Source organism: Salinicoccus cyprini (assembly GCF_007713705.1).
GTDB classification, from domain to species: Bacteria; Bacillota; Bacilli; order Staphylococcales; family Salinicoccaceae; genus Salinicoccus; species Salinicoccus cyprini.
The window spans coordinates 211,273-234,387 of sequence record NZ_VMSJ01000001.1 but is presented as its reverse complement, the minus strand read 5'-3'; the positions used below and the strand labels follow the sequence as shown (position 1 = coordinate 234,387).

The window sequence follows — 23,115 nt, the reverse complement described above, 5'->3', positions numbered from 1 at the left end:
AATATGTATAGCTAAACGAATGGAGGAATATTTGTGGCATTGAAAGCACTGATACTCAACACAACATTGAAGTATGGAGATGAAGCATCCAGTACAGAAGTCCTTGCGAGAGAAGTCATGGATATACACGAGAAGGAAGGTGTCGAGACGGAAATCCTTAGGGTGAACGACTACGATATCAGATACGGGATTGCGGATGACATGGGCGATGGTGATGAATTCCCCCATATTCTCGAGAAAGTGAAGGCAGCGGACATCGTCATCATCGGCACACCGATTTGGCTCGGCGAGAAGAGTAGTGTTGCGACACTGCTGATTGAACGTCTCTATGGCAGCGCATCATTGACGAACGACAAAGGTCAGGCCATCTTCTACAACAAGGTCGGCGGCGTGGTCGTCACCGGTAATGAAGACGGCGCGAAGCATGCTGCCCAATCCATCCTTTATGGACTGTCCCATATCGGATTCACCATCCCACCGAATGTCGATACGTACTGGGTCGGAGACGCTGGTCCAGGCCCTTCATATATCGATACGGAACGGGACAACGACTTCACGAAGACACACGTACAGATGCTTGCCTATAATACGATGCATCTGGCAAAAATCTTGAAGGAAAATCCGATTCCAGCAGAAGGCAACACGATGTAATATGTGAGGTATCGCCCCGCTTCGGCGGGGCTTCTTTTATTTTAAAGGCTATCGATTTACGGTATCATTGATGGAAACAGCACTAGGAGGATGATTATGGAACTTACAGTATACTTGGCAGGCCAGATCCACGACGACTGGCGCGAGGAAGTCAAAAGTCTGGCGAAGGATAGGAACCTGCCGCTCACTTTCGTCGGCCCGCAGACGAACCATGACCGTTCGGACAATATCGGAGAGGTTATCCTAGGCAAGCAGCCGGGGCCTTTCTTCAAGGATGATGCCGCTTCCGCCGTCAACAATCTGCGCACACAGGTGCTTATGCAGAAGTCGGATGTCGTCATTGCGCTCTTCGGCGAGAAGTACAAGCAATGGAATACGGCGATGGATGCGAGCGCTGCTGTGACACTCGGCAAGCCGCTCATCATCGTGCGTCCGGAAGAACTGATCCACCCGCTTAAAGAGTTGTCCAACAAGGCGAACATCACGGTGGAGACCGTGGAACAGGCGCTCGATGTGCTCGCCTACATCTACGAATAATGCAAGTATTCAGAGTCAGCCCTTCGCATGAAGTGAGCGCGCGGTATCTCGACAACCGCAGGTTGAGCAAGCAGGTGCTCGAACTCTATCAGATTCTGCGGGTCAATCTGAGCCTGCTTGAGATACTGGATACGAATACGCGCTATCGGCACCACCCGATTGTGAATCATATATACAACAACGGCTATCCTTATATTACCGACACATTCGAACTGCTTGTTGCATGTGACCTCGAGCACCAGCGCCGTGGCGGCAAGCGGAGTCCGAAGTTTCGTGAGGACCTCGAAGCACTGAAGCAGCTGATCACCCACTTCTCCCATGAGGACCTATGGAGTGACGAACCATTGCCACCCTTCTATGTATTTGGAGAGGATAAGATCTATGGCAATGCGGCATACGATCTCTATGTCCAGCTGCTGAATGACAAATGGATGAATGATACCATTCCGCCAAGGTGTGGGGTAAAGTTCGAAATTGAATAGTATCGTCTATAAGGAGCATCTGGTAAGCCAGTTGCTCTTTTCTAATGTATGGATTGGGGTGGTCGTGCCACTCTCCTATTTTCAAACTGCTTTGTACTTGAATCGTGAAATGAAGTAGAATATGGATAAGACACCATACATACAGGAGGTGTGGCTATGAACACATTCAGGAGAAAGATGGGCAGCAGGCTCCGGAAGCGGGTGCCCCGCAATATACGGGAGTATCTGATCAAGAAGGTGACACTGCATGATGTGGAAACCCATGCACACCACTTCACCGTCAACCTGACATTAAAGAATTTCATGAAGTATCAACTGGAGCATAAGCTGGAGATAGAGCTGTCCTCTGCTGGTACAAAATACGGCCTCGATTACCGTATCGAGCAGAACCGGCTGCAGATCAAGGTCCCCTACATAGTGCTCGATGATATGGACGGTCGAGCATCCATCGAGGTGAAACATAACCAGAAGCAGATGATTGTTGGACTGGATGGGAATGAAGAGCGCCAGAAGCTGTCCTTCTTCTCAAACGATAAATACTTCAACGTATCGACACAAGGCAGTCTGGTGATCGAGAATTTGTTACCTGGCTACCGCTTCAATATGGCACAGCCGGCAGAGGTTGAACATCTATCTGCAGCTTATGGGCATCTGAAGTTGGAAGTTAAAGAGACAGTGGATTCAGAGTGTCGCCTGGCATGTCTCTACCAGAGCAGGCTCAGAGTGCTGGAGCATGTTTCTCATGATGCCAACACTATGGAAGTCGAAAATTTCAACATACTAACTGAGGGGCATCCGACGCTCTACCTGCTTCATGGCCATGAACTGGCACCGCTGACCTTCAGCGGAGATGCTCTGACGATGGATACAATGAACCATGAGATTACATATCTTTCCGAGGATGGATATTTGACTGCAGAGATTACGAAGCATGAGATTGAGCTGACCCGGTTTGATGCCAGTGTGGAAGATGATCATATTAATATGCAATTCGCATTCAATTCACCCGCCACATTGCAAACACTGATGATTGTCGATGCCACTACGGGCGAAACGGTTGAAGTACCGTTTTTAAGCTCTGAAGAGACAATGGCGACTGAGATCCAGGTGCCCCTTTCCGCCCTGATCGATACTGTTTCAAGAAAGCGGCTGGTACTAGAAACCAGTGGGCCGGAACCGATTCGTCTTCAGCCGAATATCAGCAACCTCAACGCCATCGGGTTTCCCGGTCGGATTCAGGCGGAATATCAGCACGAGATTTTTAAAATCTGGTTCTATGGACGCCGCGATGGACTACTCGGCTTCAATGTGGCACAGCGTCCACTCAGACGGCAGGTGGTACAGGTGGATGACTTTACGATTCATGGCTATATAAAGGGGCAGGATGCATTTATCGACTGTACACCCTACCTTGCATTCGTCGACCGGTATTCACAGGAATATGCCCGGGTGGAGATTGATGAACGATTTCGGGTGGACTTGAGATCAGTTGATATCATCGACATCAAAAGCAAAGATAAGACGGTCATCGACCTGTTCGTTGAAATCGTCCATTCCAGTGGGAACGTGCTGCGGAAAGAGAAGATCAAACTGAAAGATGCCGTCTATAAGAAGGATACCCACTACGGCCGGCAAGAAGTAATGGATTCTCTTGGGAACACGCACTATCATCTGATTACAATCACGCCATTCAACAATCTGAAACTCGAGAGCTTCATGATTCCCGAGAGCATCGAGCTGCCTAAAGGTTCAATTGAAAAGGATATGAATATGTGGCTGCTCGGCGAGCGGTATGATACCGCCCAGGATAATGGCTATGCCATGTTCAGATGGCTGAAGGCACACACGGATATTGAGGCATACTACGTCATCGAGGATACATCGGAGGACTATCAGAAGATCAGGGAGGAATCAAACGTCCTCCGCTTCGGTTCAAAGATGCATTTCGATGTGGCATTTCGTGCAGGCGTGCTGCTCGGTACTCATGACCTTGAAAATCTGCTGCCCTATAAGGCAGCTCGAGGATTCTTCGGATATGAAGACACGGTCAAAATCTTTCTCCAGCATGGCGTACTTGGCCGCAAGCCGGTGGAATACCATCGGAAATACTATGACCTGCCGTTCAATCTGTTCATCGTCAGCAGTGAAGTGGAGAAGCAAGATGTCGTCATGAATAAAATGGGGTACAGTGATGAGGAAGTGGCTGTTACAGGACTCGCCCGCTTCGACCTGCTCCCTTATGATGATCATCCTAAGGACATTCTGCTCATGCCGACATGGCGGGACTGGATTAATACGGACGAGGCGTTTCTCGCGAGCGAGTATTTTTCCCGCTATAACAGCTTCATCCACAATGCACGGCTGAACCGGCTGCTTGAAGAAAACGATGTACAACTGAACTTCTATCCGCACTACCGGGCACAGGGCTCTTTCAACAATGAACATATGGACCTTGGTCCGAACATCCGCTTCATCCGGCTCGGTCAGCAGACGGTCCAGGACCTGCTGATACAGCATGCCTTACTTATTACCGACTTCTCAAGTGTCAGCTTCGACTTCACTTTGATGCAAAAGCCGGTCGCCTACTATCATTTCGATGCGAAGCGGTTCTTCAGACAAGGCAGTCTCAGGCCAATTCCGGAAACTTTCATCGGAGATATTGCCCATACGGAAGAGGCACTGGTGGATGCGATTGAGACATACATTCATAACGGCTTCCAGCCGAAGACCAATGATTTGTCGGGAATATTCACTTATCAGGATCATAAAAACCGCAGACGAATTTATAATGCAGTCATGGATAAAATAAATAGCATCGGGGATTAATCTCCGATGCTATTTTTGTATATTGATTGAACCAGCCGGCGCGTGGCATTGCCATCGGCGTAGGTGTTCCATTTCCGGTCGAATGCTTCGATTTCTTCATTGTCGAATGCCTGGTTTGTGATGGATTCGATGATACCTTTTGTATTGTGAACAACCGGTCCAGGGACAAAGGATTCGTAGTCGAACCAGATGCCCCTTTTCTCTTCATACTGTTCAAGGTCATACGGATAGAAGATCATCGGTCTTTTCAGTGTGCTGAACTCGAATGGAATCGATGAATAGTCCGTAATCAGAATATCCGTAATGCTGAGCAGTTCGAATATGTCATACCCCTTTGATACATCCGTCGCAAAACTGGTATTGTCGAATCCTTCGAAATCCACTGCCGGATGCAGATGGATGAGCAGATGGTACGTGCCACCCAGTGCAACCTCCATGGCATCGATATCAAGCGGCAGTGTACAGACTTCAAAGTCGTCATCCCGGAATGTCGGTGCATACAGGATGACCTGCTTGCCCTCTATTTGCGGCAGCCTTCCAGTTACCTTGTCTTTCGCAGCATCGAGCGCGGTCTGTGAATGGAAGAAGTCCGTCCGTGGAACACCGGCTTTAAGCATATTGTCACCTTTCAGGCCAAATGCAGCCTTGAAGATCTCCGCCATGGCATCGGAGCTGACCGCCACCTTATGGAATCTTTGGTACACGCGTCTGAACCGTCTATGTGCGGATCTCGACCGCTCCTTGATTGTCTTATCCCGAAGACCGAACAGCTTGACCGCTCCATTGGCATGCCACAGCTGGATGCATGTCACATCCTGTCTGAAATCGCATGATGCGAGGATGACGTGATAGGAATCGACAAACACCACCTTCGATGTGGCAAGATGGTAGATGCCCTTAAAATGATTTGTTATGGACTTCGGCGAAAACTGGATGATGTCCGATTCCGGCACATCGTGGAAGGTGCGTCTGCATCCCGGTTCCTTCAGCACGATGATCCGGGACGATGTCTCCCGTGATACTTCACTGATCACCTGCTGGATATTGTCCCCGAATGCCGAGAGCATGACGGTCTTATTTTTCAGCGGCAGTACACTGCAGACAGTGAACAGGACGCGCACCACAGCCAGGTAGAGCGAAAGCCCTGCTTCCCTAAACATTTCTGTGCGACAGGTCCGTTTTGGTCTTCGTCGTGGAGATGCCTTCAGTACGTGGCAGGTACTTCACTTCACAGTATTCCTTGAGGAAGTCGAACTCCCCTTCCCAGTCGCCACCCATGACGAAGAGATCGATGTCATACTTCTTTATGTCCTCGATCTTCTGGTCCCAGCTGCATTCGGGAATCACTTCGTCCACAAAACGCAGGGATTCGAGTATCTCTTTTCTGTCCTCATAGGAATAGTATGCCTGCTTATGCTTCAGTGTATTGAAGTCATCCGACGATACTGCCACGGTCAAATGGTCTCCGAGCGCCCTTGCCCGGCGCAGTATATTGATATGGCCCATATGAATCAGATCGAATGTGCCATAGGTGATTACTTTTTTCATGCTTTGCCCCCTGATATACCCCGTTGATGATATAATGTTGAAGTTATGGTTAATATGGTAAAGATAACGTAAAGATTATACCATAAATACGCAAATTAACATTAATACAGGTGTGGTGAAAATGAAAACTTTGAAAATCTTATCTCTGAAAATGTATAAAATACTGTTCCGGCTGCTCGGCAATTCATTCCATAAGGACTATCGGCTGATCATGTTCGAGAGCTTTCTCGGCAAGCAGTACAGCGACAGCCCGCGGGCGATCTACGAGTACATGTCGATCCAGTATCCGGAGTACCGGCTGATGTGGAGCGTCGACCGCAAGCATGCACGGATCTTCAGAAAATATGGCATTCCCTACGTCTCCCGCTTCACGCCGAGCTGGATGATCTACATGAACAAGGCGACGCTGTGGGTGACCAACAGCCGCCTGCCGCTATGGATCCCGAAACCGGAAGGCACGACGTATCTGCAGACGTGGCATGGCACGCCGCTAAAGCGGCTCGGTACAGATATCGATACGGTACATATGCCGGGGACGGATACTGAGCGGTACAAGCGGAACTTTACGACGGAAGCCAGCAAATGGGACTATCTGATTTCGCCGAACCGCTATTCGACGGATATATTCAGACGGGCGTTCCAGTTCGATAAGGAGATGCTCGAGACGGGCTATCCAAGGAACGACCATCTGTTTACAAACAACGACGAAGCGGCGAGGGAGAACATACGAAAGAAGCTCGGTCTGCCGGCTGATAAGAAGGTCATCCTCTACGCACCGACATGGCGCGATGATTCCTATCACGAGCGCGGCAAGTACAAGTTCGACCTGCAGTTTGATACGGAGAAGATGCGCCGTGAGCTGTCCGATGACTATATCATCATTCTGAGACTGCATTACCTCATTGCGGAGAATCTGGATCTGACTGGATATGAAGGCTTCCTCTATGACCTGTCACAGTATGAGGATATCCGCGACCTCTATGTCATCTCCGACATGCTGATCACCGACTACTCCTCCGTCTTTTTCGACTATGCGAACCTCGAGCGTCCGATGATCTTCTATACGTACGATATCGACAACTACCGCGACAAGCTGCGCGGCTTCTATTTCGACTTCGATCAGGAAGCACCGGGACCGCTTGTGAAGACGACGGATGCGCTGATCCATGCGGTGTATGAAGGCGAATCCGGAAGATTCAATGAAAAGTACAACACGGCGGCCTTCAGGGCGCGGTTCTGTGCGCTTGAGGACGGGAATGCTACAAAGCGTGTGTGTGACGAGATTGTTTGTCATTTGAATGATAAAATTGTATAATTCAACAACGATGAATGAATGGTTGTGAAATAACAGATGAAATCCATATGGATCATTTTGCGTGAGCAGCTGTCCCACCTCTATCTGGTGAGACGGCTGTCCATGTATGACATAAAGAGCAAGAACCAGAACAACTACCTCGGTATCGTGTGGGAGATCCTCACACCGATGATCAGCATACTGATCTACTGGTTCGTATTTGCGACACTGAGACAGCGGGAGCCGATCGAGATGGGCGGCATGGAAGTGCCCTTCTTCTTCTGGCTGTTCATCGGCTTCGTCGTATGGACATTCTTCTTCCAGGGCAGCATCGAGGCTTCAAAGTCGATCTACAAGCGCCTGAAGATGCTGTCGAAGATGAACTTCCCGCTCAGCCTGATTCCGAACATTACGATATTCTCTAAATTCTATACGCATATCCTCATGCTGGTGATCGCTTTCGTTGTCTTCCAGTTTGCCGGATACTACATCAATATATACTACGTCCAGCTGCTCTACTTCGTGTTCGGCACATACGTGCTAGTGTTTTCATTTTCACTGATCACGTCAACATTGTCGACACTCGTCCGTGACGTGCACTTGCTGCTCAATTCACTGCTGCGCATGGCACTCTATCTGTCCGGTGTACTGTGGCCGCTGTCACTGCTGTCGGACTTCCCGACACTGATGAAGATCATGCAGCTGAATCCGCTCGTCTACCTGATCGAAGGCTACCGTTCCGTATTCTTCGGCACCGAATGGTACCTCGTCACCCACTGGGAGCTGACACTCTACTTCTGGGGGCTGATTGCCGTGCTGCTTACAATCGGCTCGGTACTGCACGTGAAGTTCAGACGGAATTTCATCGACTACCTATAAGAGGGATATAAATGACTAAAGCAATCATTACCAGAAACCTGACCAAGCAATATACATTGTATGACAGCCAGAAGGCACGCATCATGGGGCTGCTCAGTCCGCGCAGTCATGGCCGCACATTCCATGCATTGAACGGTGTCGACTTCGAAGCGGACAAAGGCGATGTCGTCGGCTTCATCGGCATCAACGGCTCCGGCAAGTCCACCCTGTCGAACATCATTGCCGGCATCGTACCGGAATCCGGCGGCGAAGTGCACGTCAATGGACAGACAGCACTGATTGCGGTGGCCTCGGGGCTGAATGATGAACTGACGGGCCGGGACAATATCGAGCTGAAGTGCCTGATGCTCGGCTTCTCCAAAAATGAGATCAAGGCACTCGAACCGGACATCATCGCCTTCTCGGAACTCGAGAGTTTTATCGACCAGCCGGTCAAATCCTACTCGAGTGGAATGAAGTCGAGGCTTGGCTTTGCCATCAGCGTCAATGTTGACCCTGACATCCTGATCATCGATGAGGCACTGTCGGTCGGTGACAAGGCATTTGCCGAGAAGAGCCTCAGGAAGATGCTTGAATTCAAGGAACAGGGCAAGACGATGATCTTCGTCAGCCATTCGATCAGCCAGATGAAAAGTTTCTGCGACAAGATCCTGTGGCTTGAATTCGGACGTGTCAAGGCATTCGGTGAAGTGCGGGATGTCCTTCCGCTCTATGAATCGTTTCTGCTGAAATGGCAGGCGATGTCGAAGGAGGAACGCGACGACTACCGCACGCGTGTAATGGACCGGGATCCGAACGCATACAACTACAAGCAGTATGGCAACCTCAAGATTCTCGATGACGGGGATGAGCTGTCTGCGGCACACGGCTACACTGTGGATCCCGTCAGCCGGCTCGCGCACCTCAAAGCCGACTGCACCGACATATACGAGACACCCGACAGCAACGCCAACATACGCGATGCTCAAAAGTATAAAAACCGGGTATATTATGTAAAAAGGGTCGCCACCTACCAGTTCGAAAGCTACTACCTGCTCAGCACAAAACCGAGTGGCACCGAAGGCGTCATCGGCTGGATCAAAGCCATCGAGACGACGTCCCACGTCCACATCCTAGTCGACTACGACCAGAAGGATTTCATATTACGCGGCAGAGGCTACGCATCCACCGACCCGTGGGGCGGACACAGGCAGTACGTCCATGAATCACTGGCAGATTACGCGGGCACTTCATTTTATGTCTCGGAAACAGTACTGATCGGGAACAATGTATGGTACAGAGGCCGTATTAAAGGGGAAGATGCGGACGTCTGGATCCACAGCAACAACGTCATCAATAAAGGATAACCGGTCTGTGACCGGTATTTTCCTATGAACAGAGGGGATTAATATGACAGACCAATTCAAGAACGTCCGGGTGATGGATATCGACTTCACGAGTACGACCATGGATCTGTTTCTAAGCAATGCAGTCTATCCACGTCTGGCACAGTCGCAGAAATGTTTTATTGTCACTGCCAATCCGGAGATCGTCATTGCCACGCGCCACAATGCCCGATTCAAGGAGACCGTCCAGTCCGCCGACTACGTATTGCCCGATGGCATCGGCATCATCAATGCGGCAAAGATGATGGGCACACCGATTGACGCGCGACTGTGTGGCGTCGATGTCATGCATCATATGCTCGGCCATGCTGCTGAGAAAGGCTACAGTGTCTACTTCATCGGTGCCAAAGAAGACTCGAACAGAAAAGCCGTTGAAAATGCACTGAAAAAATACCCGGGACTGATCGTCGCGGGCAGACAGCACGGTTACGCAGATCTATATGACGAAGCGTTTATCAGAACCGTCGTCGAGGCGAAGCCCGATATCGTTCTTGTGGCACTTGGCATGATGAAGCAGGAAGGCTGGATCAGAGATCATATCAATCGGTTCGACAAAGGCGTCTTCATGGGGGTTGGCGGCAGCCTGGATGCATTATCCGGAATGAGCAAGCGCGCACCTTCCATCTGGATCCGATTCCAGCTCGAGTGGCTATACCGGCTGATCAGACAGCCGAAACGCATCATCCGTGTCGTCAAGGTCGGCCAGTTCATGCTGATGCATATCCCCATCATCCGACACCTTGGAAAAATCATTGGCTACAATAGAAGCCGGGCACGCAAAAAGCGCTGAGATCTAATCAAATCTCAGCGCTTTTTTCAGTTCTATAACATTCGTATGGGCTTCCCTCAATGTCAGCAGATAGGCAGTCAGTATGAAGAACAGGACAATCGGTGAGAAGTAGACGAACATGAACAGATAGTTGTACTCGAACATGCCGATCAGCATGTAGGCACTCATGAACAGGAAGATGCTGACTGTATACTTCGTGATGGACAGGACCCAGATGCTCGCGAGTACCAGGATGAACAGGATCACCGCAATGATGCCGTAGCGTCCGAGTGTATCGAAGAGGATGTTATGGGCATGCAGCAGATCGGTGAAATCGAAGTAGCTGTGCCCCTCCCCGAACCATTGTCTATTGTGCCACACCGTTGCCCATAGTTCGTAGCGTGATGATGTCAGTTGGTTCCAACTAAATCCGCCACTACCGAGATTTCCACCGATGAAAAACTGATAGATGCGTCCTGCAAACAGGACCAGTACAGCCGCTACTGCACCAATTGTGACCCATAAGAACCATCTCTTCTGTCTTCCTGGTGTCTGATACAGGTTGATCCAGGCCAGCTGGAATACTGCAATCAGCAGGAATACTCCCATTGCGGTCCGGCTTGTTGTTATCAGGTTGAGTACCAGGAAGGCAGGCAGCAGATAGAGGATCATCGCACGGTTCGTTCTCGGTACAATCAGGAAGCCGGCTGTGATGACCATCACCAGTGTTGCCCCCGACTCATTCAGAGTATGATCGATGATGAGCAGGGATGGCAGACTGATCAGTGCAGCGAGCACCAGATAGATGATCAGCTGCTTTGGTATCTTATAAGCAAGGATAACCGTCACCATAAGCAGTATCAGGGCTTCTGTAGCAACGAAGTGGTCGGCGATGAACATGCTCAGGAATACAAAACCGATATAGAGTCCCCAAAGAGCAAGGAAGGCTTTTCTGAGTGGCGCAAATGACAATTTGGAATTCTTATATAAGTAGGCAAGAATCGCCCCCAGTATCAGAATCATGAACGGATCCTGTGAGGAGATAAGATTCTGTATGCCACGGTAGTCCATCATGACAATGTTCGTCATTGTAAACAGCAGTGTGAACACAATGGTGAACAGCAATGCTTCATATGTAAAATAAGAACGTTCCATTTCTATTCTGGCCATTACTGTCCCTCTCCCATTTGTCTGATACGTTATTCTATCATGTCTTGATGGAAAAGTAAGTTGAAAAGGTATTTTGAAAACTTATGGTGAAAAATGTATCTTTTATTTTCTCGTTCCATTACACTGAGAAAAAGGAAATAAGGGGGGCATAATGAATAATCTGAGCTTCTATTTGAAGATGATGTTACTGGTAGCCAGCATTCTGCTTTTCATGACTGCCTGTAACGGTGACAACGAACCAGAAGCATCTTCCGAAAGTGAGCAAGCTGATACATCCATGGCAAGTTCTGAAGAAAGTACACTGGAGGATACTGACGCAGAAAGTGTGGAAGAGATTACATCGGAAGAACCGGAGCCTACAGAAGAGACAACTGAGGAACAGTCAGAAGAGACAACTGAAATGGAATCGGAGGAATCTGCTGAACCATCCACAGAAGCTTCTTCCGAGGAAACAGCCGAGCCATCGACGGAAGAAACAACAGAAACATCGACGGAAGAGACGGTTCAACCACAAGAATCATCTGCATATACCGATGCTGAACAGTGCATCATGTCCCAATTGACTGAATGTGAGAATGTCCCGTTGAATGCACAATTTGACGCATATAAAAAGCTGGTGGCTGATGGCACGCTGCCGCAGGCGCCAGGGAGTGGATGCCTGCCATGCGCTGTTAAATATTCATTCGAGATGAAGTACGGTGAATCACGTGACATTGTGAGCCAGGAAGGCGAAGCTGTACCCGACACGGCACCGGACGCTGAATACCCAGAAAACTTTATAACCGATTATCTATTTGCCTTGCCTGGTTATTTCGGTGGTGTGAGCAACCAGGCAGAGAGTTACTTCTATCCTGGATCAGAAGGACATGAACGCCTTGTTGCCAACAAAGCTTCCGGCCAGTTCGCAAATCATATGACCTACTCCGTCCAGATTGATAGAGTTGAAGAGGCTGCAGATGGCACCCTACACGTCTACGCCTATCGAGAGTACTCCCATGCAACATCCGATGGTGTAAATGAGACCTACATGAGATATGACGTGATTGAGCAGGATGGACGCTATTACATCGTCTCCTATGAAGAATTGGACAATGTACCCGTCCAATAACTGAAATAAGTGATGCAGCATGTTGGCTGCATCACTTATTTATTTTCCCCAAATAATTCCATCATTTTTCAATATGGAATTACTGGAAAGTGTTCTACAAAACTATCATTCATCAAACAACTAGCGATCCATCTCCTCGAGCTTTGCCACCAGATCCTCTCTTACAATCGGTCCCAATGATTCAGCATAGCTTCTCGACATATGGAAGCCGTCGAAGTATACGATCCGCTTCCCGATGATGGCTGGACATGTGCCATCCGGGCAGAAGTATTCGGAGTAGTCATATTCTGTGACATTCGGCGGCTTATTTTCCACCCTGTCCCATTTGCTTGGCATGGGCACGTATTCCTCTGCAACAATCGAACATTCTTCATGATCTATATTTGCAGGATCTGCACACACATTCATATCGAACAGCGGACGCGGGTTGTTCCTGATGCCGAATATTTCAAGATCGTGGGTATCGAGTTCCCTGTACAGCTCCACCCGCTCAGGCTCGACGACCGGGGAAGTCGGTATGCCGATATCCGTATTGACGATGACCAGATCAGGATCGAGTTCGATGACCTTCTCCTTGGCCATCTGGTTCCACTTGGGACACTCCTCCGACATATCTTCTCCTGTGCCTGTGCCGTTGAAACGGCAGCTTATTTTAGTGATGTTGTATATCTTGATCTTTTCCTCTTCTGCGAAAGTTTGTATGGTGCTCAGCCAAGGGACAACATGGGACCCGCCCACCAGCACCACTTCGTATTCCGGATTCTCCAGTTCCCCGTATTCACATACCGGCAATTCTTCCTGGCCCTCTTCATGGTGGCATCCGACTTCGTAGGTGATCGCCATATTGATATCCAGGTTCGCAGGACTCGGCAGCAATTCCGTATTTTCATCATAGGAGATGTCCAGATCATTCACAATGGCCAGCGCTCCTGGAAATTCCTCCGATCCCTCGGCAGTACTTGCAGCCACATCCTCCTTGATGGAACCACTCCATAGTGTATTGGCAACGAAAACAGGAACAGCCACTATGACCAGCGCGGCAATTGCTTTCGAATGGTAGCGATTCTTTTCCTTGATGCTCCTTATCGGCTTCTCGATGATAGTTGTCACTGCAAAGGACAGCATGAACGATGCGAGAATGATCAGGATGCCATGGTGGACCGGTACATTTCTCGTTTCCATCACGGCATAATAGAATGCCAGTATCGGCCAATGCCATAAATACAGCCCATATGAATAGCCGCCCAGTTTCATCATCGGTTTTGAGCCGAGGAACTTCTCCACCCCGAACCTTGTCGGGTTCTGTCCGGCAACGAGGACCAGGATGGCTGCCAGTACCGGCCAGAGGGCGATGAGTCCGGGGAACTGCCCGCCCACATCAAGCAAGAGACCACAGCTGATCAGAGCGATGAAGCCGAGCCACCCCGCTGCACTGCTCAATGCACTTGAAAGCTTGATTCTTGTAATGAACAGGAACAATATGCCGCCAAGTGCGAACTCCCATACTCTCGCACCCGTGTCGAAATATGCCCACGGCTGGTTTATCGCTGTAATATGGACCGAGTAGCTGAGAGAGGCGACCGTCAGCACCGACAGAATGATGAATAGCGTCTTTCTGATGTTTCTAGTGAACTTCTGGCTGATCCAGAGTGCAGAAATGATGATGAAGAACCAGATGATATAGAATTGTCCCTGGATGCTCATCGCCCAGAAATGCTGCACCGGACTCTTTTCATTGGTCTGATCCAGGTAATCGGTATTCGATAAGGCAAGCTGCCAGTTTTCGTAATAGAAGAGTGACGCAAATACTTCCCCTATCGTCTGGTTCCATTGCGTCTCGGGCAACAGGAAGTAGCTGGCTATGATGACGGTAAGCAGTACGATCAGCGCCGCAGGGAGCAACCGTTTTGCGAGTCCCAGTATGAAGTCGAAGAAATTGACTGTACCATTCTTCCCTGCTTTGGATAATAGGGAAGCTGTAATAAGAAAACCGGATACGACAAAGAATACATCCACGCCACCAGATACCCTCTGCATCCATATGTGATAGATTGCAACAAGTAGGGCTGCGACAATACGCAAGCCTTCAATTTCCGGTCTGAACTGCTTTTGCTGCATGTCCAACTGCACATTTGATTTTGACATAATATGACCTTCTTTAAAGTTTTCTATAAACTCGATCTGTCATTATATCGTCGACTGGAAATTCAGCATCACTGTTATATGGAATTCAATTATGGCCCTTGGCTTGCCATCCTTCAATTACATATTTTTAAATATTTTGAAAATGTAATATGTTATTTTTATAATATAGAATAATATGTGAGGTGGCAATATAAATCTTAGCCTACTAAAAAATTGCAATGACCAGCATCTACTGTTTCAGCAATGTCTCAACATATGGTCGACAGCAAATGAAAACAGCAGATTGATCACTGCAATAGTATTGAGTGTGTATTAAGCGAACAGAAAATGATAATGCAGAATAAAACACTGGTAGATTGGTTTTAGCTACTCTCTACCTATGTCGAATCACGCCCAGGCTATAAAGTTTGAACAAGTCCGATTCATTCAAATATGTTCTGAGTTTTCTATAATCACTGGTATTATCTTTTGAAATTGTTACGAGACTGTCTGCAGTTTCAAATATGCTTGAGTAACGCTCATACCTTTCATAGTCGGGGCCGATAATGATAATGGTGTCGAAGTAGTTTCTCAAAGGATTGAGTCTGGAATCAAGATTACTACCATCGATTATATCCATCAATTCTTTATCATCTACATCTTCTATTCCAATATAATTCAGCTCATCGTACTGTGTCTGCTTGATTGCTTCGCTCATGTAGGGGGAACCAGCCAAAGTTTTAAGAAGCTTGTCCCCTTTTTCAGGTTGCAGTCGTGACACAACATGTTCTTCCATTGTACAATCCATGTTGATCAGTAATATTCTCTGCCCCAACTGCACCATCAGATAAGCAATGTGAGTGGCGGCTTCGGCTACTCCAGAACTGTCATTAACAGAACTGACCAGTAATGTCTGCAAGCCATTCCTGCCCATGGTATTCCTAATGACCTTGGTGGCAGTCTGCAAGTTTTCCAGTATTTCGTGATCCACACCTTGAAAGTTGTCGACCTCACTTTGCTTTCGCATAATTTTCCTCCTAGAATGTACCAAGAGTCTTCTGTCCCAGATAATGCTTTACATCTTCGTCACTCATTACTCTACGGTTGCCTAATGCATACACTACTCCAATAATTGTACCTATAAGTATCGAAATGATAATCGTCACTACTTTAGGCAGAAAATTATTTATTGGATTCCACTGCGTCCCATTATCATCTGTGAATGATAGTCCCATGGTGCTCAATATTTCATCAAATTCAGTTTTGACACCTTCTATTGTCCCCTTATTGGCATCATTGATTTTCAACTCAATGGTATTCGATCCTTCCCTATGGACGGTCTCAGCGAGTCTGGTCTCATCATTATTGATCATCTCATTTACTTGAATGGAAATATTAGAGTACTGTTCTGCTGACAGTTCATTATCGAGTAGATAAAATTCTTCATAGTCAAATGTTTGCGGAAAGACAAGGGCACTTATGAATGTTCCCGCAGAACCAACAATCAATGCAAAAACAAGAATGTCCATCCAGTTTCTCTTCAGAAAATACATCTAATCTTCCTTTCGATTTTACATCGCTCTTCTATATACAATAACGTATGGAAAACGTTTATTATAGTTTTCAGTATAACGTGCTCTTTAAATGTATAAGAAAATCTCTTACCAGTATTTTATCATTCAGCCTCATCCATTTCTCTCAATTTTTATAAGTATTGAAAGGATTTCTTATATTTTCTGTTGTGGATCATGTGATTTTCCGTATATTTTCCGTTTACATAAGAAAAACATGTAAAATCTTATACATTTCCAGTATAATGGATAGCTGAATTCAGTTTAAGGAGTACAGTGCTATGCATCAGACAATTGATATAGAAAGAAAGTTTCGCCCTGAGATTGAAGGACTGCGCATCATTGCAGCTCTGCTTGTTGCGATCTATCATATCTGGCTTGGCCGGGTTTCCGGGGGTGTGGATGTCTTCTTCGTCATCTCAGGATTTCTGATTACAACATCCATCGTTTCAAAGTACAACAAAACAGGAGAATTCAAATTTTTCCCTTACATCATCAACCTATTAAAGCGTCTCTTACCTTCAGTTGTTACAGTCGTACTAACTGTTATCATACTTAGTATCTTCTTTCTGCCAAGGTCCATAATGGACAAGACTTTCCAGGAAGTATTCGCTTCCCTATTCTACTATCAGAATTGGCAATTGGCATTATCAAATACGGATTATCTCGATCGTGAACAGATGAAAACGCCACTCGAACACTTTTGGGCAATGTCCATACAAGGACAGTTCTATATTATATGGTTCATCCTGTTCACTCTGGTTTTCTTCATTTTGAAAAAGAACAGCAGAATTAATGGCGTGAAACTGATCAATATATTTTTAACCATCCTTTTTGCTGCATCCTTGATATATTCCATCTATTTGACGGAAGTCAACCAGCCTTGGGCATACTTTGATGTCACTACACGTGTATGGGAGTTCTCCCTTGGGGGACTGCTCGCCATCAACCTGTCAAGAATCAACATACCAGGAGTTCTTGCAGATATCATCGGTTGGCTTGGACTTGTCGGTCTGATACTGACAGGCATCATATTTGATGTCTCTACTTTGTTCCCTGGCTATATAGCCCTATGGCCAATGCTTTGCGCGGTGGCGATACTTGTCTCCGGCAACATGGATACGAAATATGGCGTAAAATCCTTCCTTGGCAGGTCATGGATGATGAAAGCAGGCGGGCTTGCTTTTGGCCTCTACCTCTGGCATTGGGTTCTGCTATCATTCTATCAGTACCATCATGAAGAAATACCGACTGTGTGGATTGGTACAGGCATCATACTGCTTTCATTCATATTGTCATGGTTTGTTACCCGCTTTATAGAAAAACCGATTCGTTCCATGAGTATCAGCATAAAACCTGTAATCATAATCGCAACCGGTCTCCTCATAAATGCAGCAGTCGCATCGAGCCTATACTACTATTATGAGACTACGATACCAAGCAATGATGAAAACTTCAGTTTTGAAAATTATCCTGGCGCCTATGCTTTAAAAGAAAATCGGCCAGTCAATACAAATCCGGAGGAATATATCCCTTCTGCAGCCCAGGCCCAGGAAAACCTTGCTGATTCCTATGAAGATAAGGTCCACCAGCCAAAAACCAAAGGAGAGCTTGAGATTGCCGAATACGGGGTAACTGAAAACTACGCGCACACGATTGTTCTGGCAGGGAGCTCTCACTCTGCCCACTGGCTGCCAGCCCTCCAGCAGTTTGCTCAAGAGGAAAAGATCCGGATCATCAATATGACTCAGCTCGGCAGCCGATTTTCAACGCGCCATGAAAGTGGCCCTCAGGCGGAATGGAACAAGAATGCAATCAACTATCTAAGAGAAAATAAAGACCAGATAGACCTGGTAGTTGCGACTGCAGATCTTGGATTGGCCGATTATCCAAAGCCACCCGAAGGCATGGTGAAACAGCTGAATAAAATCGGAGATGACGTAGGATTGCCAGTGCTGGCAATAAGGGACAACCAGCGTTTCGGTTTCAATATACCCGAGTACCTTGACCAGTATGGATACGAAGCCACTAAAGAGAAAATGCTCAGTGTAGAACCGATGGATGAAACAATGCCATGGAAACGCGTCGAGTACAAGTCCCCTAATGTCCATCCCGTAGACTATACGGAATATTTCAAAGTTGATGGCGTATATGAACCGATTATCGGTAAAGTGCTTATCTACTATGACGGAGGCCACATCAACGAAACCTACGCCACTACAATGGGACCAGTAATAAGAGAAGACGTAATGAAAATAATAGAAAGCTAGATGAAGCGCACTCTGATGTCGTATGGACGTCAGAGTGCGCTTTGTTTGGAACTATAATGGTATGGGGGAGATTAAGAAAAATCGATTTTCTTTATCCACCTTAGTTTTTATAGTTTAATAGAACAAAGCAACAAAATCATTCAAGGGGGATATTATGAAACTTCTATACATTGTCTTTTTTAATGCACCGATGGGCGGATTACATGAAAACGTATATGCCTCTGCCCTATATATGAAAAAACATGGGTGTGAAGTACATGTGGTTTCAAAACCCGGACTTCTGCAGGAACGTCTGGAAAGCCATGGAATCAACACGATACCAACCGACTTCTCCAGTGTCGAAGAGACTCTGGAGAGTATAGAAAATACCAGTGTCAATTTTGACCTGATCCACTTCCATCCTGGGCGCTCAAAACATGCCGCTCTGAAGTACGGCAGAAAATATGAAATTCCGATGGTCGAAACCTACCATGGTATGTGGGCAGATGAATTAAGAAAACATATACGCCACCTGAGTGCAGTTATCACTGTTTCAGAAGGTGTTAAAGGCTATCTTCAAAATAGCATCAGCAAATACCATGAGAGGTATTATGTGATGCCTAATGGCTATGATACAGAACGATTCAATCAACCAATATTCCACACAAATGACTCGAGCGAACTCAACATCGGATTGATTACACGACTTGACCAGGATAAGCAATTCATCATGGATATAATGCTTCTCGCGGTCAATCACTTAAGAAAGAATACAAGATTCAAGTTGAACATACATATCATTGGTGACGGCACCCTGAAAGACGAATTTGTGGAACTTTGTACAAGCTTGTTGAAAAATAGTAACCATGAAATCATATTTAAAGGCTGGCTCGTTGATAAGGCCTTGGAGAAAGCATACCTCGACTGCGATATCATTATTGCGCCAGGGAGATCAGCCATCGAAGGAATGGCATGTGGTAAACCAGTCATTTCTGTGGGCAGCAAAAACTATGTTGGTCTGATCAAAAATGATAACTGGCAGAAAGGTGTCCATAATAATTTCGGCGGCGCTGGACAAAGGTTTCTAAACTATGAAATTGGCCATGTTGAAAACGATCTGGATCACCTGTTGGAAGCTCCCGAAAGAATCAGAACACTAGGCGAATTTTCACGCAAGATTGCTTTACAGTTCTTTGATGCTGATAAGATCAACCAGGAGTTATTTGATCTTTATAAAATCATTTTAAAAGCAGAAGAAGTCAAAAAAACTTTGGGATATGATTGAATACTATCTCTTATACATTAATCTATAATTCATCAACATTCCCAAATTGGTCTAACTTGTTCTTCAATTCTTCGTTTTCTTCCAATAAAGAACGGATGCTATTTTCCTGGGACTTCTGTTTCTCATAGAGAAATCTGTACCGTTCTTTGATGACCTCCAAATCATCTGAACTTACATTGCTTGCCGATATTTTGTCTCGTAAAACTCTACTTTCAATAAAAAAACTATTAAAAATACTATATAAAGGATTTCTTGGCTCTCCAATTATAGGATAGTAGGTCATTAAAAACTCTGGTGCCTTATTAACTTCAATAACCGTTCCTAACTCGTCACTAAAATCATCTATCATGATGTCTATTCCAGCTGTATGTAAACCTGGTAAAGCTAAGACAGCATTTCTGGCTTGCTCGAGCACATTCCGATTGAGTAGATTTGTAACCTCATAATTTTCTCCACCTTGTACCATATTGGATTGAGGATATAAGACGCATAACTCCTCGTTTGCTAAAACGTATTCCAATGATCTACCCTTCTGGTTGAGAATATTTTCGAGATGGCTGTTGATTTTAATTAGTTTGTTTTTAAGAAAAGGGTCTTTTTTTCTCGCAGCATTCTTAAGATTTATAAGTTCTTTTATCGTACGATTTCCATCCCCTTTTACATGTGACGGTACGCGTAGTGTCGAAGAATAGATTTTCCCTTCAGTAATGTTAATCCTTACTTCAAATCCTGATACCTGTTCCTGAACTATCATTCTAGGTTCTTCTACCTTTTTGTCTTTCTGTATACTACGACATTGGTTCCAAGCGTACTCGAAATTTAGAGCGGTAACATTCAAATGGACACCCAATCCTCCCATAAGATTAAGTGGTTTTACAACCATCGGTCGACTTCTTTCTAAAACGTATTTATATGCCTTATCGAAATCATTTTCAGAAAAAAGTCTTGAATTGGTTGTAGCTATGTTGTTGTATTTCATAAATCTTTCTGTCAACAACTTGTCGTTGGCAATTTTAAAACCCAACTTGCTATTGTTGTGATAGAAGCTCCTGTTATATCTATAAAGAAATTCATCTCCATCGTAGAGGTCTAGTCTTTCTTTCCCTCTATAGTCAACGGTTTTATATTTTATTCCGAGTCTTTCCAGTTCTCGCTTGGTAATATCTATGAGATTTACTGATATATTCTCAGAGTATACATTTCTATTTTGAGTCTGGAATTTCTCATAGATTCTTCTCAATGTTTTTTCATCCATTCATAACACTCCTAAACGAGATTTTGTGCTTGTAAATACACTGTATGCTTTTCGCCATTGACTTCTATTGAAAGCACTTCATCAACTAGTTCTAGGTTCGCAAAGTGAATTGCTTTCTCTTCATGCAATGTAGTAATAAACTGGTTTTTGTATGACTTTTTAATAAATTCTATTTGTTGAGTTTCTATAAACTGACCGAATTTTCTAGAAATGAATCCTCTTTCCTTATGGCTATGACCGTAGTATCTATTAACTGTACGAGGTGTGTGCTCTTTCAAAACGAGTTTCACATTATTAGGTGTAGATATCTTATATTCGTTACCTTCTCCTTTTTTAACAGTCAATTCTTCATGAAGGTTGAAATTCTGAGCTACCAAGCGTGCTGTATCAGTCAAATACCTGTCTATGACGATAAAGCCCTTTGATTCGAAATATATTATATCTCTCCATACATTCATGTTTTCATATAAATGGTTAATTGCTGCCATATGTACGAATGCTGGTGTCTCTTTTATAAACACTAATCTCAGATAATCTATGTCATCAAGTGGATTAGTTAATGCATAGATTTTTTCTTTGGACAAAAAAGTAGAATGCGCTATGGGAGACCTTACATACTGTTTCATCGGATCTTTTCTATCATAATTGTACTTACCGGAGTCAACCAGTATATCCTCTCCTTGGTGATAATAATTAATAGATAGATCATCCAACTGTTTATGAGATTTGCTGACATAACCTGCCTTGAAAGAGAGCCATGAAGAGTTGATTTCTTGCTCTTTGTTTAAAGTATTTATGATGGCCAAGCCTGCCTGATAATCTATAAAATTATCATAGCTTTTTTTAATATGGAGTGTTCTGAGTCCCGTATCCCCTATTAATGGATATGTATTATTTGGCTTGATAATCAAACTGTCTATTTTTAGACTGTTCGCTATGATATCTTTGCATTTTTGGTCAAATTCTATTCCCATGATTTCTGTCAATTTTATAAATTTTCTTGATAATATTTGTGTCAACTTATGATATTCAGGTGAATTTTCCAAATTCATACCTTTGGAAGAAAAAAGCTTGTAAATTATGCGTTCCATTCTAAGAACAGAAATCTCCTTGAATCGTGCTGATAACTCAGGAGATTCAATAAAGTTACTTATAAGAAGAAGTGCTTCATCGCTCATCATCCCATGATTATTCTCAGAATAATGCTCTCTATCGCTTAAATAATCGCCATGAAGTTTTAATTGAATTTCTATTGTACTCTTTTCAAGTTTCAGATTATCCGGTGCCAGTAGCTGATAGAATATAATATTTTTTACACGGCTTGCCACACTATGATCTTTCCAGCTGGCATTTTTAGTACTATCATAAGTATTCTCCTCAGAATCAATCCAATCTTTAAGAATGTCACGTGCCTTACTTATGTACTCTATTTTACTTGTTTCATAGAAGCTATTAGTTAAAAAACCTACTATGTTTAAAGTATGCATATATACTTGATATGTATTTTGACTATGCAGATGCTTATAATTCCAGTTGAATTTGTTTGAAAATATCACTTCGTCAAAATTTCCAAAAAAAATGTATTTATTTTTTAGAGCCAAATTGGCAATTTTATTATTCTTTCGGCTTTCACTTATATACTTTTTCAGCTTATCTTTCTCTTTTAAATTCTCCATGCCTTGCTCCCTTAAAATTTTTTTTATTAATTTTAGTATTATCGTTCATAGCCATTATTTACTATCATTATATCGGAAATGACAGAAAAGTAATGATTTTGAAAGTAGGTTTTTATTTATATGAGTAAATTCAGAGTGAATCTCAATTTTCACCTTCACTATATTAATAAAAGTACCAATAAAGCAATCTATGCTTTTTAATTTTCTTTGCCTAATTCAATTAAACAATATAGTTAAATATTTACTATTGGTAGATACAATTTTGCCCCCTGATCATCAAGTTAACATCTGATTCAAGGGGCAACT

18 protein-coding genes and 1 pseudogene are annotated in these 23,115 nt (G+C 44.9%); 11 read left to right on the top strand and 8 right to left on the bottom strand.

Features of this window, described 5'->3' with window-relative positions:
- The first annotated feature begins 33 nt into the window (after nucleotides 1–33).
- From FO441_RS01080 to FO441_RS01065, 4 genes are all read left to right on the top strand, one after another.
- Nucleotides 34–651, top strand: coding sequence for a flavodoxin family protein (locus tag FO441_RS01080; RefSeq protein ID WP_145284553.1), 618 nt, complete (start codon nucleotides 34–36; stop codon nucleotides 649–651).
- Between the two features lie 96 nt (nucleotides 652–747).
- Nucleotides 748–1,188 (top strand): YtoQ family protein, encoded by a 441-nt coding sequence (locus FO441_RS01075; RefSeq protein WP_145284549.1) that lies wholly within the window; start codon nucleotides 748–750, stop codon nucleotides 1,186–1,188.
- The gene (locus FO441_RS01070; RefSeq protein ID WP_145284546.1) at nucleotides 1,188–1,670 is read left to right on the top strand and encodes a pyrimidine dimer DNA glycosylase/endonuclease V; all 483 of its coding nucleotides are present in this window, start codon (nucleotides 1,188–1,190) and stop codon (nucleotides 1,668–1,670) included. The genes FO441_RS01075 and FO441_RS01070 overlap by 1 nt, the downstream gene beginning before the upstream one ends.
- A gap of 156 nt (nucleotides 1,671–1,826) precedes the next feature.
- The gene (locus tag FO441_RS01065; RefSeq protein ID WP_145284543.1) at nucleotides 1,827–4,496 is read left to right on the top strand and encodes a CDP-glycerol glycerophosphotransferase family protein; all 2,670 of its coding nucleotides are present in this window, start codon (nucleotides 1,827–1,829) and stop codon (nucleotides 4,494–4,496) included.
- Here FO441_RS01065 and FO441_RS01060 read toward each other — a convergent pair.
- Both FO441_RS01060 and tagD read right to left on the bottom strand, forming a co-directional pair.
- On the bottom strand, nucleotides 4,493–5,656 hold the full coding sequence (locus FO441_RS01060; RefSeq protein WP_145284540.1) for a CDP-glycerol glycerophosphotransferase family protein: 1,164 nt from the start codon (nucleotides 5,654–5,656) through the stop codon (nucleotides 4,493–4,495). The two genes, FO441_RS01065 and FO441_RS01060, sit on opposite strands and share 4 nt — an antisense overlap.
- Entirely contained in the window at nucleotides 5,649–6,044 is a 396-nt protein-coding gene (tagD, locus tag FO441_RS01055) for a glycerol-3-phosphate cytidylyltransferase (protein ID WP_145284537.1), read from the bottom strand. Before tagD ends, FO441_RS01060 begins: the two co-directional genes overlap by 8 nt.
- A 154-nt stretch (nucleotides 6,045–6,198) precedes the next feature.
- On the opposite strand from tagD, the pseudogene FO441_RS01050 reads away from it, so the two are divergent.
- The 4 genes and pseudogenes from FO441_RS01050 to FO441_RS01035 form a co-directional block, all read left to right on the top strand.
- Nucleotides 6,199–7,359: pseudogene (locus tag FO441_RS01050) on the top strand (CDP-glycerol glycerophosphotransferase family protein); the annotation flags it as partial.
- 36 nt (nucleotides 7,360–7,395) lie between these two features.
- The gene (locus tag FO441_RS01045) at nucleotides 7,396–8,217 is read left to right on the top strand and encodes an ABC transporter permease (RefSeq protein ID WP_145284531.1); all 822 of its coding nucleotides are present in this window, start codon (nucleotides 7,396–7,398) and stop codon (nucleotides 8,215–8,217) included.
- Between the two features lie 11 nt (nucleotides 8,218–8,228).
- On the top strand, nucleotides 8,229–9,563 hold the full coding sequence (gene tagH / locus FO441_RS01040) for a teichoic acids export ABC transporter ATP-binding subunit TagH (protein WP_145284528.1): 1,335 nt from the start codon (nucleotides 8,229–8,231) through the stop codon (nucleotides 9,561–9,563).
- A 43-nt stretch (nucleotides 9,564–9,606) separates the two neighbouring features.
- Nucleotides 9,607–10,392, top strand: coding sequence for a WecB/TagA/CpsF family glycosyltransferase (locus FO441_RS01035; protein WP_145284525.1), 786 nt, complete (start codon nucleotides 9,607–9,609; stop codon nucleotides 10,390–10,392).
- A 3-nt stretch (nucleotides 10,393–10,395) separates the two neighbouring features.
- Here FO441_RS01035 and FO441_RS01030 read toward each other — a convergent pair whose 3' ends face one another.
- The gene (locus tag FO441_RS01030) at nucleotides 10,396–11,541 is read right to left on the bottom strand and encodes an O-antigen ligase family protein (protein ID WP_246094967.1); all 1,146 of its coding nucleotides are present in this window, start codon (nucleotides 11,539–11,541) and stop codon (nucleotides 10,396–10,398) included.
- Nucleotides 11,542–11,692: 151 nt separating this feature from the next.
- Here FO441_RS01030 and FO441_RS01025 point away from each other — a divergent pair, with 151 nt between their 5' ends.
- The gene (locus FO441_RS01025; RefSeq protein ID WP_145284522.1) at nucleotides 11,693–12,649 is read left to right on the top strand and encodes a hypothetical protein; all 957 of its coding nucleotides are present in this window, start codon (nucleotides 11,693–11,695) and stop codon (nucleotides 12,647–12,649) included.
- Nucleotides 12,650–12,769: 120 nt separating this feature from the next.
- On the opposite strand, the gene FO441_RS01020 is transcribed toward FO441_RS01025, so the two are convergent.
- The 3 genes from FO441_RS01020 to FO441_RS01010 all read right to left on the bottom strand — a co-directional run bounded on the left by FO441_RS01020 (nucleotide 12,770) and on the right by FO441_RS01010 (nucleotide 16,302).
- Entirely contained in the window at nucleotides 12,770–14,794 is a 2,025-nt protein-coding gene (locus FO441_RS01020) for an acyltransferase family protein (RefSeq protein WP_145284519.1), read from the bottom strand.
- A 373-nt stretch (nucleotides 14,795–15,167) separates the two neighbouring features.
- Nucleotides 15,168–15,800: a P-loop NTPase family protein gene (locus tag FO441_RS01015; RefSeq protein ID WP_145284516.1), complete on the bottom strand. Its 633-nt coding sequence runs from the start codon at nucleotides 15,798–15,800 to the stop codon at nucleotides 15,168–15,170.
- A gap of 10 nt (nucleotides 15,801–15,810) precedes the next feature.
- Complete coding sequence (locus FO441_RS01010) at nucleotides 15,811–16,302, bottom strand: hypothetical protein (protein ID WP_145284513.1); 492 nt, start codon at nucleotides 16,300–16,302, stop codon at nucleotides 15,811–15,813.
- Between the two features lie 323 nt (nucleotides 16,303–16,625).
- Between FO441_RS01010 and FO441_RS01005 the strand changes: the two genes are divergently transcribed.
- Both FO441_RS01005 and FO441_RS01000 read left to right on the top strand, forming a co-directional pair.
- Nucleotides 16,626–18,614, top strand: a complete 1,989-nt coding sequence (locus FO441_RS01005; protein ID WP_145284510.1) for an acyltransferase family protein — start codon at nucleotides 16,626–16,628, stop codon at nucleotides 18,612–18,614.
- Nucleotides 18,615–18,768: 154 nt separating this feature from the next.
- A complete protein-coding gene (locus FO441_RS01000) occupies nucleotides 18,769–19,878 on the top strand; it encodes a glycosyltransferase family 4 protein (protein ID WP_145284507.1) in 1,110 nt (369 codons plus the stop codon).
- 22 nt (nucleotides 19,879–19,900) lie between these two features.
- Here FO441_RS01000 and FO441_RS00995 read toward each other — a convergent pair whose 3' ends face one another.
- Complete coding sequence (locus FO441_RS00995) at nucleotides 19,901–21,133, bottom strand: hypothetical protein (protein WP_145284504.1); 1,233 nt, start codon at nucleotides 21,131–21,133, stop codon at nucleotides 19,901–19,903.
- An 11-nt stretch (nucleotides 21,134–21,144) separates the two neighbouring features.
- Nucleotides 21,145–22,809, bottom strand: a complete 1,665-nt coding sequence (locus FO441_RS00990; protein ID WP_145284501.1) for a heparinase II/III family protein — start codon at nucleotides 22,807–22,809, stop codon at nucleotides 21,145–21,147.
- Nucleotides 22,810–23,115: the final 306 nt, after the last annotated feature.

Coding starts and splice junctions, on each gene's coding strand:
- FO441_RS01075 (WP_145284549.1), top strand. CDS start 748: ATGGAACTTACAGTATACTTGGCAGGCCAGATCCACGACGACTGGCGC.
- FO441_RS01070 (WP_145284546.1), top strand. CDS start 1,188: ATGCAAGTATTCAGAGTCAGCCCTTCGCATGAAGTGAGCGCGCGGTAT.
- FO441_RS01065 (WP_145284543.1), top strand. CDS start 1,827: ATGAACACATTCAGGAGAAAGATGGGCAGCAGGCTCCGGAAGCGGGTG.
- FO441_RS01060 (WP_145284540.1), bottom strand. CDS start 5,656: ATGTTTAGGGAAGCAGGGCTTTCGCTCTACCTGGCTGTGGTGCGCGTC.
- tagD (WP_145284537.1), bottom strand. CDS start 6,044: ATGAAAAAAGTAATCACCTATGGCACATTCGATCTGATTCATATGGGC.
- FO441_RS01045 (WP_145284531.1), top strand. CDS start 7,396: ATGAAATCCATATGGATCATTTTGCGTGAGCAGCTGTCCCACCTCTAT.
- tagH (WP_145284528.1), top strand. CDS start 8,229: ATGACTAAAGCAATCATTACCAGAAACCTGACCAAGCAATATACATTG.
- FO441_RS01035 (WP_145284525.1), top strand. CDS start 9,607: ATGACAGACCAATTCAAGAACGTCCGGGTGATGGATATCGACTTCACG.
- FO441_RS01030 (WP_246094967.1), bottom strand. CDS start 11,541: ATGGCCAGAATAGAAATGGAACGTTCTTATTTTACATATGAAGCATTG.
- FO441_RS01025 (WP_145284522.1), top strand. CDS start 11,693: ATGAATAATCTGAGCTTCTATTTGAAGATGATGTTACTGGTAGCCAGC.
- FO441_RS01020 (WP_145284519.1), bottom strand. CDS start 14,794: ATGTCAAAATCAAATGTGCAGTTGGACATGCAGCAAAAGCAGTTCAGA.
- FO441_RS01015 (WP_145284516.1), bottom strand. CDS start 15,800: ATGCGAAAGCAAAGTGAGGTCGACAACTTTCAAGGTGTGGATCACGAA.
- FO441_RS01010 (WP_145284513.1), bottom strand. CDS start 16,302: ATGGACATTCTTGTTTTTGCATTGATTGTTGGTTCTGCGGGAACATTC.
- FO441_RS01005 (WP_145284510.1), top strand. CDS start 16,626: ATGCATCAGACAATTGATATAGAAAGAAAGTTTCGCCCTGAGATTGAA.
- FO441_RS01000 (WP_145284507.1), top strand. CDS start 18,769: ATGAAACTTCTATACATTGTCTTTTTTAATGCACCGATGGGCGGATTA.
- FO441_RS00995 (WP_145284504.1), bottom strand. CDS start 21,133: ATGGATGAAAAAACATTGAGAAGAATCTATGAGAAATTCCAGACTCAA.
- FO441_RS00990 (WP_145284501.1), bottom strand. CDS start 22,809: ATGGAGAATTTAAAAGAGAAAGATAAGCTGAAAAAGTATATAAGTGAA.